This window comes from Mesorhizobium sp. M0145, from assembly GCF_040322355.1.
Taxonomy (GTDB): Bacteria; Pseudomonadota; Alphaproteobacteria; order Rhizobiales; family Rhizobiaceae; genus Mesorhizobium.
The window spans coordinates 286,391-301,014 of sequence record NZ_JAMYTK010000001.1 but is presented as its reverse complement, the minus strand read 5'-3'; the positions used below and the strand labels follow the sequence as shown (position 1 = coordinate 301,014).

At 63.5% G+C, this 14,624-nt stretch carries 15 protein-coding genes; 10 read left to right on the top strand and 5 right to left on the bottom strand.

Annotated elements, in window-relative coordinates; translation table 11 throughout:
• Window positions 1-93 precede the first annotated feature (93 nt).
• Genes NKJ28_RS01525 through NKJ28_RS01500 form a run of 6 tightly spaced genes read left to right on the top strand, consistent with a single transcriptional unit; the run spans window position 94 to window position 5,913 of the window.
• Window positions 94-1,347 carry a sarcosine oxidase subunit beta gene (locus NKJ28_RS01525; RefSeq protein ID WP_352588227.1) on the top strand — a complete coding sequence of 418 codons (1,254 nt, stop codon included), beginning with the start codon at window positions 94-96 and terminating at the stop codon, window positions 1,345-1,347.
• The gene (locus NKJ28_RS01520) at window positions 1,347-1,769 is read left to right on the top strand and encodes a hypothetical protein (RefSeq protein WP_352588224.1); all 423 of its coding nucleotides are present in this window, start codon (window positions 1,347-1,349) and stop codon (window positions 1,767-1,769) included. Before NKJ28_RS01525 ends, NKJ28_RS01520 begins: the two co-directional genes overlap by 1 nt.
• 8 nt (window positions 1,770-1,777) lie before the next feature.
• Window positions 1,778-2,074, top strand: coding sequence for a sarcosine oxidase subunit delta (locus NKJ28_RS01515; protein WP_292519105.1), 297 nt, complete (start codon window positions 1,778-1,780; stop codon window positions 2,072-2,074).
• A complete protein-coding gene (locus tag NKJ28_RS01510; RefSeq protein WP_352633701.1) occupies window positions 2,071-5,064 on the top strand; it encodes a sarcosine oxidase subunit alpha in 2,994 nt (997 codons plus the stop codon). Before NKJ28_RS01515 ends, NKJ28_RS01510 begins: the two co-directional genes overlap by 4 nt.
• Window positions 5,057-5,635 carry a sarcosine oxidase subunit gamma gene (locus NKJ28_RS01505; protein WP_352633699.1) on the top strand — a complete coding sequence of 193 codons (579 nt, stop codon included), beginning with the start codon at window positions 5,057-5,059 and terminating at the stop codon, window positions 5,633-5,635. The genes NKJ28_RS01510 and NKJ28_RS01505 overlap by 8 nt, the downstream gene beginning before the upstream one ends.
• Before the next feature lie 53 nt (window positions 5,636-5,688).
• On the top strand, window positions 5,689-5,913 hold the full coding sequence (locus NKJ28_RS01500; RefSeq protein ID WP_023675341.1) for a hypothetical protein: 225 nt from the start codon (window positions 5,689-5,691) through the stop codon (window positions 5,911-5,913).
• Between the two features lie 103 nt (window positions 5,914-6,016).
• Here the strand turns inward: NKJ28_RS01500 and NKJ28_RS01495 are convergent, their stop codons facing one another.
• On the bottom strand, window positions 6,017-6,256 hold the full coding sequence (locus tag NKJ28_RS01495) for a DUF680 domain-containing protein (RefSeq protein ID WP_352633697.1): 240 nt from the start codon (window positions 6,254-6,256) through the stop codon (window positions 6,017-6,019).
• Window positions 6,257-6,433: 177 nt separating this feature from the next.
• On the bottom strand, window positions 6,434-7,075 hold the full coding sequence (locus tag NKJ28_RS01490; RefSeq protein ID WP_023675343.1) for a TetR/AcrR family transcriptional regulator: 642 nt from the start codon (window positions 7,073-7,075) through the stop codon (window positions 6,434-6,436).
• Between the two features lie 83 nt (window positions 7,076-7,158).
• Here NKJ28_RS01490 and NKJ28_RS01485 point away from each other — a divergent pair, with 83 nt between their 5' ends.
• Window positions 7,159-7,779 carry a hypothetical protein gene (locus NKJ28_RS01485; RefSeq protein WP_352633696.1) on the top strand — a complete coding sequence of 207 codons (621 nt, stop codon included), beginning with the start codon at window positions 7,159-7,161 and terminating at the stop codon, window positions 7,777-7,779.
• Between the two features lie 41 nt (window positions 7,780-7,820).
• On the opposite strand, the gene NKJ28_RS01480 is transcribed toward NKJ28_RS01485, so the two are convergent.
• The 3 genes from NKJ28_RS01480 to NKJ28_RS01470 form a co-directional block, all read right to left on the bottom strand.
• Entirely contained in the window at window positions 7,821-8,315 is a 495-nt protein-coding gene (locus tag NKJ28_RS01480; RefSeq protein ID WP_031211357.1) for a MaoC family dehydratase, read from the bottom strand.
• Between the two features lie 39 nt (window positions 8,316-8,354).
• Window positions 8,355-9,170 (bottom strand): SDR family oxidoreductase, encoded by an 816-nt coding sequence (locus tag NKJ28_RS01475; protein WP_023675346.1) that lies wholly within the window; start codon window positions 9,168-9,170, stop codon window positions 8,355-8,357.
• A gap of 506 nt (window positions 9,171-9,676) precedes the next feature.
• On the bottom strand, window positions 9,677-10,504 hold the full coding sequence (locus tag NKJ28_RS01470; RefSeq protein WP_023675348.1) for a MurR/RpiR family transcriptional regulator: 828 nt from the start codon (window positions 10,502-10,504) through the stop codon (window positions 9,677-9,679).
• Window positions 10,505-10,649: 145 nt separating this feature from the next.
• On the opposite strand from NKJ28_RS01470, the gene NKJ28_RS01465 reads away from it, so the two are divergent.
• From NKJ28_RS01465 to NKJ28_RS01455, 3 genes are all read left to right on the top strand, one after another.
• On the top strand, window positions 10,650-11,474 hold the full coding sequence (locus NKJ28_RS01465) for an N-formylglutamate amidohydrolase (protein ID WP_352633694.1): 825 nt from the start codon (window positions 10,650-10,652) through the stop codon (window positions 11,472-11,474).
• 22 nt (window positions 11,475-11,496) lie between these two features.
• The gene (locus NKJ28_RS01460; RefSeq protein WP_352588205.1) at window positions 11,497-13,059 is read left to right on the top strand and encodes an amino acid permease; all 1,563 of its coding nucleotides are present in this window, start codon (window positions 11,497-11,499) and stop codon (window positions 13,057-13,059) included.
• A gap of 100 nt (window positions 13,060-13,159) precedes the next feature.
• Complete coding sequence (locus tag NKJ28_RS01455) at window positions 13,160-14,530, top strand: glutamine synthetase family protein (protein WP_352633692.1); 1,371 nt, start codon at window positions 13,160-13,162, stop codon at window positions 14,528-14,530.
• Window positions 14,531-14,624: the final 94 nt, after the last annotated feature.

Here is a 14,624-nt window from a genome sequence, read left to right as displayed (position 1 = left end):
GTGCAAGGCTGGCAGCACGGTTTCGCTAGTGATACAAGCTCGCGCGCCGGGGCTGGCTGATCTGCCCTGCCGCCATTTGCGAGGCCTGCGACGTTGAAGAAATACTCGGTATTCGCCATCGCCCGCGAGGCCATGCGCGGTCATAGAGGCTGGGAGGAACAGTGGTCCTCGCCGGAGCCGAAGAAGGAGTACGACGTCATCATCGTCGGCGCCGGCGGCCACGGCCTGGCCACAGCCTATTATCTCGCCACCGTGCACGGCATCACCAACGTCGCGGTATTGGAAAAAGGCTGGCTCGGCGGCGGCAATACCGGGCGCAACACCACCATCATCCGCTCGAACTATCTCTACGACGAGAGCGCCGGCATCTACGACCATGCGCTGAAGCTGTGGGACGGGCTCAGCCAGGAGCTCAACTACAACGTCATGTATTCGCCGCGCGGCGTCATGATGCTCGCCCACAACATCCATGACATCCAGGTGCTGAAGCGGCACGTCCACGCCAACCGGCTGAACGGCATCGACAATGAATGGCTGACGCCGGAGCAGGCCAAGGAATTCTGCCCGCCGCTCAACATTTCGCGCGATGCACGCTACCCGGTTATGGGCGCCTCCCTGCAGCGCCGCGGCGGCACGGCGCGCCACGATGCGGTCGCCTGGGGCTATGCGCGCGGCGCCTCGGCGCGTGGCGTCCACATCATCCAGAATTGCGAGGTCACCGGCGTCAAGCGGGCGCCGAACGGCGCGGTAACCGGTGTCGAGACGACGCGCGGCTTCATCGGCGCCAGGAAGGTCGGCGTGGTTGCCGCCGGGCATTCGTCGGTGATCATGAACATGGCCGGCGTGCGCATGCCGCTGGAAAGCTATCCGCTGCAGGCGCTGGTATCGGAGCCGGTCAAGCCGGTGGTGCCTTGCGTGGTGATGTCGAACACGGTGCATGCCTATATCTCGCAATCCGACAAGGGCGAGCTGGTCATCGGCGCCGGCACCGACCAGTATGTCTCCTATTCGCAGACCGGCGGCCTGCACATCCTCCAGCACACACTCGACGCGATCTGCGAGATGTTCCCGATCTTCACCCGTATGAAGATGCTGCGCTCATGGGGCGGCATCGTCGACGTGACGCCGGACCGTTCGCCGATCCTGGCCAAGACGCCGGTGCCCGGCCTCTATGTCAATTGCGGCTGGGGCACAGGCGGCTTCAAGGCGACGCCGGGTTCGGGCCATGTCTTTGCCCATACGATCGCCAGGGACGATCCGCACCCGATCAACGCGCCCTTCACCATCGAGCGCTTCCGCACCGGCCGCCTCATCGACGAGGCGGCGGCGGCAGCGGTGGCGCACTGATGATGACCGAGATGGCCATCGCTATGCCGCTGATGCTCGCCGGCGAGCAAGGCCTGTTCCATATCCCCACGCCAGAGGAGGTGCGCCTGCAGCCCATCAGCCGGGCCGGCAATGAAGCAGATTGGCCGTTTTCCGTCGACGAGGGTGTACTCGCCTGCGCCTGGAGCGCCGGTCAGAGAGTGGTCACCTTTATGGAGAACCGGCCAGCCGATCTCGAGGAAGGCGAAAAATTCGAGCGGCGCTACGTCATCGTGACGACCGAACCGATGACGCTTTCGGTCGGCAATATGGCGTATCGCGACCTTTTCCGCCCGGTAGCCAGCATCGAGGAGCGCATCCGGCTGGTGGCGCCCTTCGTGACGATGGGCCAGAGGCTTTGCGACCAACCTGCCGGCGCTCGCGTCGGCCACGGCGAACTGTAGGACCGACCATGCTTCTCATCCGCTGCCCCTATTGCGAGGAAGAGCGTCCGGAGCTCGAATTCCGCAACGCCGGCGAGGCGCATATCGCGCGTTCCCCAAACATCGCCGGCGAGAGCGACGACGATTTTGAAAAGTTCTTTTTCATCCGCTCCAATCCCAAGGGGATCATCTATGAGCGCTGGCGGCACATGCATGGCTGTGCGCGGTTCTTCAATGCCGTGCGCGACACCGTCAGCGACAGGTTCCTGATGACCTACAAGGCCGGCGAACCGAAGCCCACCAAGCTGCCGGGAGCCGCCAAATGAGCGCCACGTTCCGCATTGCCGGCGCCGGGCGGCTCAAACAGGCAAAGATAGCTGGCTTCAGCTTCGACGGCCGCCCCTATACCGGCATCGAGGGCGATACGTTGGCCTCGGCGCTGCTTGCAAACGGCGTCCATCTCGTCGGCCGCTCGTTCAAGTACCACCGGCCGCGCGGTTTTCTGTCGGCCGGCGCCGAAGAGCCGAACGCGCTGGTCGAGATCAAGCGCGACGCGGCACGCAAGACGCCGAACGTTCGTGCCACGGTGCAGGAACTCTATGACGGATTGACCGCACAGTCGCAGAACTGCTGGCCGTCGCTCGCTTTCGACATCGGTGCCGTCAGCAGTATTGCCTCGCCGATGCTTTCGGCCGGCTTCTACTACAAGACCTTCATGTGGCCGAAGGCCGCGTGGAAAAACCTCTACGAGCCCAAGATCCGCGCCGCCGCCGGTCTCGGCGTCGCTCCTGACCAGCCGGATCCCGACCACTATTCGGCGCGCTTCGCCCATTGCGAGGTGCTGGTGCTTGGCGGCGGTGCCGCGGGCATCGCCGCGGCATTGGCCGCGGCCGAGACCGGCGCGCGCGTCATCCTTGCCGACGAGCAGGCGGAATTCGGCGGCAGCCTGCGCTTCGAGAGCGGCGCCAGGATCGAAGGCCAGGACGGTTTTGCCTGGGCGCAGTCCGCTGTTGCCAAGCTCCGGACGATGGACAATGTCCGCGTGCTGCCGCGCACCACCGCCTTCGGCTATTACGCGCAGAATTTCGTCGGGCTGGTCGAGCGCGTCAGCGACCATCTGCAGAACCCCGGCCGCGACCTGCCGCGCGAGCGGCTGTGGCAGGTTCGCGCCAGCCGCGTGGTGCTGGCGACCGGCGCCATCGAGCGCCACATGGTGTTTGCCGATAACGACCGCCCCGGCATCATGCTGGCGTCGGCGGCGCGCACCTGTCTTAACCATTACGGCGTCGCCGTCGGCAGGAATGTCGGCGTCTATACGGCAAACGATTCCGCCTATGCGGCGGCGATCGACCTGAAAAAGGCCGGCATCAACGTAGCGGCGATCGTCGACCTGCGCGACAACCCGACCGGGCCGGCGATCGACGAGGCGAGGGCGCTCGGCATCGAGGTCAATTTCGGCCGCGCGGTGATCCGCGCCGGCGGCAAATTGCGGGTGTCGTCGATGACTGTGCAGCCGAAGAATGGCGGCGGCGAACGCACCATCCCGGTTGACGCGATTCTGATGTCGGCCGGCTGGACGCCATCGGTGCATCTGTTCTCGCAATCGCGCGGCAAAGTTGCCTTCAACGACGAGACCAAGCGCTTCGTGCCCGGAATTTATGCGCAGGACTGCGTCTCGGTCGGCGCCTGCAACGGTACCGACGGGCTGTCGGCGACGATCGACGAGGCCTATGCAGCGGGCGCCAAGGCGGCCAAGCACGCCGGCAGCAGGCCGGCCAAGGGCACCAAGCCGAAGGTCGACGCCGGCGAGAGCTGGTCGCGCGGCATGCTGGGTGCAGCACCCGGTGCCGGATCGGATACGACGGTCAAGGCCTTTGTCGACTTCCAGAACGACGTCACCGCTAAGGACATCCGCCAGGCAGTGCATGAGGGCATGCGCTCGATCGAGCACGTCAAGCGCTTCACCACCAATGGCATGGCGACCGACCAGGGCAAGACCTCCAACATGCACGGCCTGGCGATTGCCGCCGAGACGTTGGGCAAGCCGATCCCGCAGGTCGGGCTGACGACGTTCCGCGCGCCCTATACGCCGGTGACATTCGGCTCGATCGTCGGGCACGCGCGGGGTCCGCTGTTCGACCCGACCCGCAAGACCGCGATCCATCCCTGGGCCGAGCGCCAGGGCGCTGTATTCGAGGATGTCGGCCAATGGAAGCGCGCCTGGTATTTCCCGAAGCCGGGCGAGGACATACATGCCGCCGTCGACCGCGAATGCGTCACGGTGCGCAAGACAGCCGGCCTGTTTGACGCCTCGACGCTGGGCAAGATCGAGGTGGTCGGGCCGGATGCGGCCAAATTCATGGAACTGCTCTACACCAATCCATGGGAGAAGCTCGAGCCCGGCCGCTGCCGTTACGGCATCATGCTGCGCGAGGACGGCTTCATCTATGACGACGGTGTCGTCGGCAGGCTTGCACCCGACCGTTTCCATGTGACGACGACGACCGGCGGCGCGCCGCGCGTCATGAACCATATGGAAGACTATCTCCAGACCGAGTTCCCGCATCTCAACGTCTGGCTGACCTCGATCACCGAGCAATGGGCGGTGATTGCCGTGCAGGGACCGAAGTCTCGCGACATCATTGCGCCGCTGGTCGAGGGCATCGACATGTCGGATGAGGCGCTGCCGCATATGTCGGTGCGCGAAGGCCGGATCTGCGGCGTGCCGACCAGGCTGTTTCGCATGTCGTTCAGCGGTGAGCGCGGCTTCGAGATCAACGTGCCGGCCGATTACGGCGAGGCAGTCTGGGAAGCGCTATGGGCCGAGGGCCAGAAGCATGGCGCCTGTGCTTACGGCACCGAGTCCATGCATGTGCTGCGCGCTGAAAAGGGCTACATCATCGTCGGCCAGGATACCGACGGCACGGTGACGCCGAACGACGCCGGGCTCGACTGGGCGGTCGGCAAGAAGAAGACCGACTTCGTCGGCATTCGCGGCATGGCGCGGCCGGATCTGGTCGCCAAGGGCCGCAAGCAGCTTGTCGGCCTGAAGACCAGGGATCCCAAGGTGGTGCTGGAGGAGGGCGCGCAGATCGTCGCGGACCCGAAGCAGGCAATCCCGATGAAGATGATTGGCCATGTCACCTCGAGCTATTGGTCGCAAAATTGCGGCCGCTCGATCGCGCTGGGGCTGGTCGCCGGCGGCCGCGATCGCACGGGCGAGACGTTCTATGTGCCGATGCCGAACGGCGTGATCGAGGTGGAGGTCACCGGCATGGTGTTCTTCGACGAGAAGGGGGAGCGCCTCAATGGCTAAGGCCGCTTTGAAAACCGACGCCGCCGGACCCTCAGTCGAACGCCGTCCGGCTCTCGCCGGCCAGTCGCTTTCCGCCGCCGGCGTTACACTTGCCGTGCTGCCGCCGGCCGAGCGCATATCGCTGCGCGCGCCGGAAGCCTCGATTGCGGCACTTTCGAAAGCGCTCGGCGTCATCCTGCCGCAAAGGCCGAAAACCTCGGCGGCAAAGGCCGGACGCACGGCCTTGTGGCTCGGGCCGGACGAATGGCTGGTCATCGACGAGAGCGGAAAAGATCCGCTCGCCGACTGCGCCAGCATTTCCGTACTGCATTCGGCGGTCGGCATCTCGCACCGCAACGTCGCCATATCGGTTATCGGTCCGGCTGCCGCGGCGACGATCAATGCCGGCTGCCCGCAGGATCTGTCGCTCGACGCCTTTCCGGTCGGGGCGGCGTCGCGCACCATTCTCGGCAAGGTCGAAATCGTGCTGTTGCGCACGGCGGCCGACGCGTTCCGCGTCGAATGCTGGCGTTCCTTTTCCGATTATGTCTTTACTTTTCTATTGGAGGCAGCGCGCGACGCGGCAGCATAGGCATGTTCGCCGCGCCCGACCGTTCTGCGACAGCGAGCCGAGGGAGAATGCAAATGCCGCCGAACTCCGCGCCGAAGTCGCCGGTCAAGACGCCGGCCGTGCGCTCTTTCGAAGACGAGCAGCGCACGGGGACGGATATCGAAGAGGAACTCGAGGAAGGCCTCGAGGATACATTCCCGGCCAGCGATCCGGTGTCGATCACCGGAACGGCCATTCCCGGCGCACCGGCAAGACCCGGCAAGCCCAAAAGCGTGGTGGGACAGAAGCGCAAGAAGTGATCTGCGCGGGGTGACAAAAAGCAGGGCTGAGGCCGGCACGATGGGCGGCCGGAAATTGCTGCCGCCCTTTCGTTTCCTCACCGCGTATTGTCGCCCGATCGGCTCAGAAGCTGCTTGGCACGATCCACGGGTCGATGCCGATGCCGAGCCTCGGGCCCTTGCTGCCGACCTTGTGGGCCGCGGCATCGGCCTTTTCAAGCGATCCGGTCGGCGCGCAATCAAGCTTCGCACCGGTCTTGGTATCGATGCAGGTCACTTCTTGCTTGCCTGACTGATTGCTGCCGGCAAATGCGGCGCCAGAGAGTGCCAGCAGGGCGGCGAGCGTGAGGATTGCCTTCTTCATCGTCGGTCTCCGGTTCAGCTATTGAATTTCTCGTACATGTACGGCATTGCGTACAGATACGCCCTGGACTCCCGATATTCAAGCAAAATCGTACGCGTACGGAGAATTGCCGAACGCTCGGCGCCGCAGCGCAGATCGTTCGGAGAAGATCCTGCAGATCGGGAGGAGCGCCGCTCTTCAGCAGTTGACCGGCGGCGTGAGCGGCGCAATCTCGTGCGCGGCGATGGCTTCGAGCATGATGTCGCCGATCCGTGTGATGAACGTCGTCTGGTCGCCGAACGGGTAGAACGGGAAGGTGATCAGCAGCGAGATGGCGCCGTGGCCGACCGCCCACAGCATGGTGGCGATGGCGCGTGGATCGCCTTTGAGCCTGCCGGCGGCAACGCAGGCTTCGACCCTCGCGATCAGCACTTTCATCGCCGGGTTGCCGCTCTCCATTTCGGCGAAGGTCTTTCCGGCTGGCGGCCTGACTTTTTCGGTCATGAAGACGGTGCGGTATTCGTTGGGATTTTCCAGCCCAAAGGCGGCGTATTCGACAAGCACCGCCTTGAGCGCCTCGATCGGGTCGTCGGCCGTATGATTTGCGATGCGCCTGGCCAAGGTCTCGAAGGCATCCTCGGCCAGCGCGAACAGGATGTCCTGCTTGTCGGCGAAATAGGAATAGACCGACATCGGCGCATAGCCAACGCGCTTGGCGAGCTTGCGGATGGTGAGGCCGTCATAGCCTTCTTCCTGGACAAGCTTGTGCGCGGCGTCGACAAGTTCGGAACGCAGTTCGGCCTTTTGTTTTTCGCGGCGCTCCTGGACGCTTAGCTGCAACTTTCTACTGCCTTATGACTGATGGCTGGATGCAGCATATATACGCTGTACGGCGTCGGGCAAGGGTGGCACGAAGCAGAAGCTTGACTGTCGTATGGCTGGCGATCGCGCTCGGCTTCGCCATGGAAGCTCTCATTCTGACCGTCAGATTTGCGGCAGGTGCCTACCCCGCGACGAGGCAGGTTCTGATCGAACTGGCGCAAGGCGTGACCTGGTGGTTCTTCGTCTGTGCCGGCGTCAGCCTCGGCACGGCGCTCACCAAGGTGCGCGCCTCGCTCGGTGGCCTGATCGGTGCGATTTCGGCGCCACTGGCGATGGGCATCGCCAAAGGGACGCAAAAGGTTATGGTCAGCGCGCTGGACGCGGCGGCAAAGCCGGCCATCCTGTCGCTCACGACCCTGGGTGTGCTGCGGGCGATCGAATACGGGCTGCTCGGCTGGGCACTGGCGTCGCTGGCATCGAAGGAAGAACCGCGTCCGCTCCATTTCGCGCTGGCAGGCGCCCTGATAGGCGCGGTATTCGGCGGCGGCATCACGGTGCTGACCATCGAGACGGCCGCAGCGAACGACGCTGCTCTCGCAATGCCACAGGCGATCGCAACCGGCCTCAACGAGATCGTGTTCCCAATCGGTTGTTCACTGGTCGTCTACATTGCGCTGCAGGTCAGCCGTCACATGAAGTACGTCGCGGCCGAAGCTAAATAGATTTGGCACAGATAGATTTGGGCTTCTCCGCCCGACGAGAGTCAGACCGCTTCCGGCTGGCGTTCGATCAGCGTCAGCGTCAGCCAGCGCGCGGTCAGCGCCGGTTTTTTCGAGCCCTCGATCTCGATCGTCACGTCGTGCGCCGTCTGCACCCACCCCGACGGCCTGACCTTGACGTCGGCCAGCACGAAACGGGTGCGGATGCGCGAGCCGGTCTTCACCGGCGCCAGGAAGCGCAGCGAATCGAAGCCGTGATTGACGCCCATCTTGCTGTTTTCCAGCGGCGGCATGGTTTCGAAGGTCATCGCCGACAACAGCGAAAGCGACAGGAAGCCATGCGCGATGGTGCCGCCGAACGGCGTTTCGCGGCTGGCGCGTTCCGGATCGCAATGGATGAACTGATGGTCGTCGGTGGCATCGGCGAACTGGTCGATCATGCGCTGGGTGACGACCCGCCATGGCGACACACCGACTTCCTTGCCGACGTTGGCCAGAAGCACATCGAGACTGATCGGTTCCACGCTGATGTCCTCCATCTTCACCCCCGGCATTTCACTCGCCGGATGGCGTGCGTCTCATTCCTTGAACAATGTCAGCCCGTGTTGCACCGACTGCCCGCCATCGATCGGCAGGATGGCGCCGGTGACATAGCTGCCGGCCCGGCTGCACAAATAGAGCGTTGCGCCGGCAATGTCATCCGGTGCGCCGATGCGGCCGATCGGAACGTGGTTGCCGATATGTCTTGCCTGGTCCTCGGTGCCGGTGGCGAAGGCCGTCATCCGGCTCTGGAAAGGGCCAGGCGCAAAGGCGTTGACGGTGATGCGGCGGGCGGCGAACTCGATTGCCAGGATGCGCGTCAGGTGGTGAACCGCGGCCTTCGAGGCCGAGTAGGAGTAGGCATCTTCGGCTAAAGGCTGCGTGCCCATCACCGATCCGAGGTTGATCACCCGGGCCGGGTCGGCGTCGCTGGCCGCGGCCTCGAGCAGAGGCAGCAATTCGCGCGTCAGGTGGAAGACCGAGGTGACGTTGACGCCGAACACCTTGGCCCAGGCATGGTAGGGAAAGCTTTCCAGCGGCGCGCCCCAGGAGATGCCGGCATTGTTGACCAGGATATGCAGCCGCTCGGTCCGCGCCCTGACCTCGGCCACAAGCGCCGCAATGCCGGCCTCGCTGGAGACGTCGCCGGCAAAACCTTCCGCCCGGCCGGATGCGCCAAGGCCGTTCAACTCGCCCGCTACCCTGACGCAATCCTCGCTCTTGCGCGAGGCGATCATCACCGCGGCGCCGGCCATGACCAGAGCGGTCGCCGCCATGCGGCCGATGCCGGTCGCGGCGCCGGTGACCAGCGCCGTCTTGCCGGCGACTGAGAACAGCTCGTCCAGATAGCTCATCGAATTCCTCCGTGCAGTTCACCGCGCTTTGGTTCAGGAAGCGGCTTCGCGTCGACAAGGCTAGCCGAACTTCGATCATGCTTGCCATGGGTAAAGTAGCTGGGGTGGGGCACGCTTTAGCGGCTGAATGGTTAAGCCCGAAATGCAAGGTGGTCATTCGGCCGTGACATGGGTCGGATGAATGATGCGGCCGTGCCCGTTAGCGAGCACCTTGGTAAGCTGTTCATTTCGCGCGTGAACCAGTCGTCGTTACTCCTCCGCCCCAGCCGCAGGCGGGTCTTGAGGAGTTGGGAGGTGGCCGAGCAGTGGGGCGGGACTGACATTCGTATTCGTGGACGGGGACTATGCTTTCGGGGGGAAAGCCATGGGTAAGAAACAACGCACCGTCCTGCTGGCAGCGGTTTTTGCGACTGTCTTTGGCGTCTTTTTGCTGATCCTGATCCTGCAGATGATCAGTTTTTTAGAGGACTAGACCGAAGCGAAACGCGTCCCTTTCCGGAGGGGCTCTACCGCAGGCTTTCCAGCTCGCGGATGCGTTTGGCGCCGTCGGCCTCGAGCTGCCTTGTGACGGCGCCGATCAGCGCTTCGGCAACGACGAAAAGGGCGGCGGATGAGTCCCAGGCCGAAGGCACGGCGGTGCGCCCGGCGATGACGTGGCGGGCGAAGCGGGCGATCGGCGACAGCCACTGGTCGGTAAACAGCACGATCTGCACGCCACGCTGGTTGGCCGTCTCGGCAAAGCGGACCAGGCTGTCCTGGTAGCGCCTGATGTCGAAGATCACCAGCACGTCGCGCTTACCCATGTCGATCAGTCGGTCGCGCCAGACGCTTTCCTGCCCGCCGAGGTGAAAAACGTTGGGCTGGATGATGGCGAGGTGGGCGGCCATGTAGCGCGCCAGCGGGTCGGTGAAGCGGCCACCGATCAGGAATGTCTTGCCGCGCCGGTCGGCAAGCTTGGCGACGATGTCGGCAAGCTGTTTGTCCGAGAGATGCCGGAAGGTCTCGCGCATGTTGTCGAGGGTCGCCTCCAGCATCGGCGACACGGCGCTGCTGCCCGGCGATGGCGGATTGAGCGTGCGCGAGGCCGGCGACTGCAATTGCGCCGCCAGCTCGTCTTGCAGCGTCGACTGGAATTCCGGATAGTTCTGGAAGCCGAGCCGGGCGACGAAACGCAGGATCGTGGGCGATGATACGCCGGCCGTAGCCGAGAATTCGGCGACCGTCTTCAGCCCGATCAGCGGATAGCTGGCGATCAGCGCTTGCGCTGCGCGCCGCTCGCCTGCCGGCATGGTGCCGATGCGGTCGGAGATCAGTTCGGCAATGCTGGAAACCATGTTTTTCCCCACCCTGGCCGTGCCGTTAGCGCATTATCGAAATCGCGTTTGACAAAGCCGGCCAAACTGTATGAAATCATCCGCAGGGACGCAATGAGGCAAAATACGTAACATACGATACAGCGCTCCCCGGGGACAGCAGACAATGGAGACAGCACGGCCCGCCAGCCTTGCATCGCCTGAAACCGTAAGGGTGACGAACCCCGGCGGATCGAGCCCCTTCGTGCTGACCTGCGACCACGCCTCAAATTTCCTGCCACCGGAATTCGGAACGCTCGGCCTTGCCGCCGAGGATCTTTCCCGCCACATCGCCTGGGATCCCGGCGCCTTGCCGGTGGCGCGCCGCATGGCCGAGGCGCTCGATGCGACGCTGGTCGAGACCTGCATCTCGCGGCTCGTCATCGACTGCAACCGCCCGCTCGACGCGCCGGACCTGATAGTGACGGTCAGCGCCAGCGAAAAAACCGTGGTCCCGGCCAACCAGGGACTTTCGGCCGACCAGCGGGAGGCGCGCATCGCGCTGGCGTGGCGACCGTTTCACGAGCGGATCGCAACGATCGTAGACGAGCGCCCGGCGGCCGGGCGGGAGACCAGGCTGGTCTCGATCCATTCCTTCACGCCGCTCTACAAAGGCAAAAGCCGGCCCTGGCACATCGGCATCATCCATGACGAGGACCGCCGGCTGGCGGCGCCGCTGATCGCGGCGCTGAAGCGGCTCGCCGGCGTCACCGTCGGCGTCAACGAACCCTATTCGCCGGCCGACCGGGTCTATTTCACGCTGGAACGCCATGCGCGCTCGCGCGGGCTGCCTTGCGCGATGATCGAAATCCGCAACGACGAGATCTCCGGCGCGGCCGGGCAGCGGAAATGGGCGGATCTGCTCACCGGCATTTTTCTCAATCTGGAGCCCGAGGCGGCCAATGGCCCCAGACCAAGCGCAGTCGGAAAGTCAGTTCAATCGGCCAGCTAAGAAACCAAAAGGGGACTTCAAAATGGTAGCACCGGGTTACAGTGAAGTTGATAAGAAGGAGGACCTGAAAGTTCTCCATGGAATGGGCTATGCTCAGGAACTTTCTCGAAGCATGAGCCGCTTCTCGAATTTCGCGATCTCGTTCTCGATCATCTGCATTCTCTCAGGCGGCATCAATTCCTTCGCGCAAGCGACATCGTCCATTGGTGGCGCGGGCGCTGGTATCGGCTGGATCGTCGGCTGCATGGTTTCGGGACTTTTCGCGCTCGCCATGGCCCAGATCGCCTCTGCATTTCCGACCGCGGGCGGCCTCTATCACTGGGCATCTATTCTGGGGAACCGTTTCACTGGCTGGCTGACCGCATGGCTCAACCTGCTCGGCCTGATCACCGTGCTCGGTGCGATCAACATCGGCACGGCTTTCTTTTTCGTCGGCACTTTCGGCGCAGCCTTCGGCATGACCGGCACGCCTGGTGAGATCGTCGGGTTTGTCGCCTTCATCACGGTGTTGCAGGCGCTGCTCAATCATTTCGGCATCAGGTTGACGGCTATGCTGACGGACGCCTCCGGCTTCCTGATCCTGGCAACGACAGCCGTGCTGATCGTCGCTTGCCTGGTGTTTGCGCCAGCGATCGACATCACGCGGCTGTGGACGTTCACGAACTATTCGGGCGATGCGGGGGGCGGTGTTTTCCCGCAGTCCGATTCCATGACGTATCTCTTCCTGCTCTGCCTGCTGCTGCCGGTTTACACCATCACTGGCTATGACGCGTCGGCGCATACTTCGGAAGAAACGTTGAGGGCGGCCCACTCGGTTCCGCGGGCAATCGTTTCGTCCGTACTCTGGTCGTCGCTGATCGGCTGGGTGATGCTGTGCGCGATCGTACTGGCGATTCCGGATCTGGCGGCCGGCGCCAAGCAGGGCTGGGGCGTGTTCTTCGCCACGATGGACGCAATCTTGCCGGCGTGGCTGAAGACACTGCTCTATCTGGGCATTCTGATCGCGCAGTTCCTCTGCGGTCTGGCAACGGTCACCTCTGCCTCGCGCATGCTTTTCGCCTTTTCGCGTGACGGCGGCATGCCGGTCGGCTCGGCCTCGCTAGCCAAGGTCAGCCCGACCTGGCGCACGCCGGTCAATGCGATTTGGACGGCTGCTGTGCTCGAGGTCATCTATGTCTTTCTTGCCCAGTTCATCTCGGTCGGCGGCACGAACATCTATACCATCGTCGTCAATTCGACATTGGTGTTCCTGTTTCTGTCCTTCATTATTCCGATCGTGCTCGGCATGATGGCTTTCGGAACGGAGAAATGGCCGAACCCCGGCCCATGGAATCTCGGCGCCGGCCTGTTCAAGCTGTTTTGCATCCTGTCGGTCATCGGCATGGCGATCATCTTCTACATCGCCATCCAGCCGCCGAACGACAAAGTGCTCTATATCACCCTGGGCTTCATTGTGCTGACCGCGGTGCTTTGGTTCGGTTTCGAGAACCGCCGCTTCCAGGGTCCGCCCATCGGCGACCAGATCGCAAAGCGCCAGGCGGCGATCAAGGCAGCCGAGATAGCCGTCGGCGAAGCCGGCGCCTGACGCTCTCTGATGACCATGGCCGGCATCGTGCCGGCCATGGATTTCCGTTTCCTTTTCAAAGTGACAAGCCCGAAACGACAAGCGCTGGAGTGCCAAAGGAATGGCCGGAAATTTCTCCTTCGATCAGTTGAAGCAAGCGGTCTCCAGCGGCGAGGTCGACACGGTGCTGGCCTGCATCGTCGATATGCAGGGGCGGCTCGCGGGAAAGCGGTTCCTGGCCCGGTATTTCGTCGATTCCGCGCATGACGAGACGCATGGCTGCAACTATCTCTTGGCCGCAGACATCGATATGGAACCGGTGCCCGGCTACAAGGCGGCGAGCTGGTCGAAGGGTTATGGCGATTTCGTCATGAAGCCGGACCTTGCGACGCTGCGGCGCGTTCCGTGGCTGGAGAAGACGGCGCTGGTGATCTGCGACGTGCTCGACCACCATACCCATGACGACCTGGCGCATTCGCCGCGCGCCATGCTGAAGAAGCAGGTCAAGCGGCTGCAGGATCGCGGCTATATCGGCTATTTCGCTTCCGAGCTCGAATTCTATCTGTTCAGCGAAACCTACGATTCCGCCCGCAAGAAGCACTGGCAGGGCCTCGAGACGGCATCGCCCTACATCGGCGACTACCAGATCGGCATCACCACCAAGGAAGAAGGCGTCATGCGCCGGCTGCGCAACGAGATGGAGGCGGCCGGCATCCCGATCGAGAATTCGAAGGGCGAGTGGGGGCCAGGCCAGGAAGAGATCAATGTCCGCTACGCCGAGGCGCTCGACATGGCCGACCGCCACGTCATCCTGAAGAACGGCGCCAAGGAAATCGCCGAGTCCGAAGGCAAGGCGATCTCGTTCATGGCCAAGTACAATTACGGGCTCGCCGGCAATTCCAGCCACATCCATAATTCGCTGTGGAGCGCCGACGGCAAGACGCCGTTGTTCTACGACAAAAATGCCGAGTGGACGCTGTCGACACTCGGCCAGCAATGGGCGGCCGGCCAGCTCAAATATGCCAAGGAATTCACCTGGTTCCTGGCGCCCTACATCAATTCCTACAAGCGCTTCCAGGCCGGCACGTTTGCGCCGACCAAGATCATGTGGAGCGAGGACAACCGCACCGCCGGCTTCCGTCTTTGCGGCGAGGGCACCAAAGGCATCCGCATGGAATGCCGCATCGGCGGCGCCGATTTGAACCCCTATCTGGCTTTCGCCGCGCTGATCGCGGCCGGGCTTGCCGGCATCGATGAAAAGCTTGAGCTGCAGAAGCCCTTCGTCGGCGATGCCTACCAGGCCTCGCAGCTGCCCGAAATTCCAAAGACATTGCGCGACGCCGCGGCGACACTGGCGGAATCGAAAATGCTGAGGCAGGCGCTCGGCGACGATGTGCTGGAACATTACGTCCACACGGCACACTGGGAACAGTTCGAGTACGACCGCCGGATTACGGACTGGGAACTGCACAGGGGGTTCGAGCGGTATTGAATAATCTGGCAACGTTGGCGCCGCTCCTCACCCTCAGCCTCTCCCGTGAAGAACGGGGGAGAGGGGGGCCCGGCGCTGAGCTTGTCCCTTCTCC

Coding starts and splice junctions, on each gene's coding strand:
- NKJ28_RS01520 (WP_352588224.1), top strand. CDS start 1,347: ATGATGACCGAGATGGCCATCGCTATGCCGCTGATGCTCGCCGGCGAG.
- NKJ28_RS01500 (WP_023675341.1), top strand. CDS start 5,689: ATGCCGCCGAACTCCGCGCCGAAGTCGCCGGTCAAGACGCCGGCCGTG.
- NKJ28_RS01470 (WP_023675348.1), bottom strand. CDS start 10,504: ATGGTTTCCAGCATTGCCGAACTGATCTCCGACCGCATCGGCACCATG.
- NKJ28_RS01505 (WP_352633699.1), top strand. CDS start 5,057: ATGGCTAAGGCCGCTTTGAAAACCGACGCCGCCGGACCCTCAGTCGAA.
- NKJ28_RS01465 (WP_352633694.1), top strand. CDS start 10,650: ATGGAGACAGCACGGCCCGCCAGCCTTGCATCGCCTGAAACCGTAAGG.
- NKJ28_RS01475 (WP_023675346.1), bottom strand. CDS start 9,170: ATGAGCTATCTGGACGAGCTGTTCTCAGTCGCCGGCAAGACGGCGCTG.
- NKJ28_RS01510 (WP_352633701.1), top strand. CDS start 2,071: ATGAGCGCCACGTTCCGCATTGCCGGCGCCGGGCGGCTCAAACAGGCA.
- NKJ28_RS01480 (WP_031211357.1), bottom strand. CDS start 8,315: ATGGAGGACATCAGCGTGGAACCGATCAGTCTCGATGTGCTTCTGGCC.
- NKJ28_RS01460 (WP_352588205.1), top strand. CDS start 11,497: ATGGTAGCACCGGGTTACAGTGAAGTTGATAAGAAGGAGGACCTGAAA.
- NKJ28_RS01515 (WP_292519105.1), top strand. CDS start 1,778: ATGCTTCTCATCCGCTGCCCCTATTGCGAGGAAGAGCGTCCGGAGCTC.
- NKJ28_RS01495 (WP_352633697.1), bottom strand. CDS start 6,256: ATGAAGAAGGCAATCCTCACGCTCGCCGCCCTGCTGGCACTCTCTGGC.
- NKJ28_RS01455 (WP_352633692.1), top strand. CDS start 13,160: ATGGCCGGAAATTTCTCCTTCGATCAGTTGAAGCAAGCGGTCTCCAGC.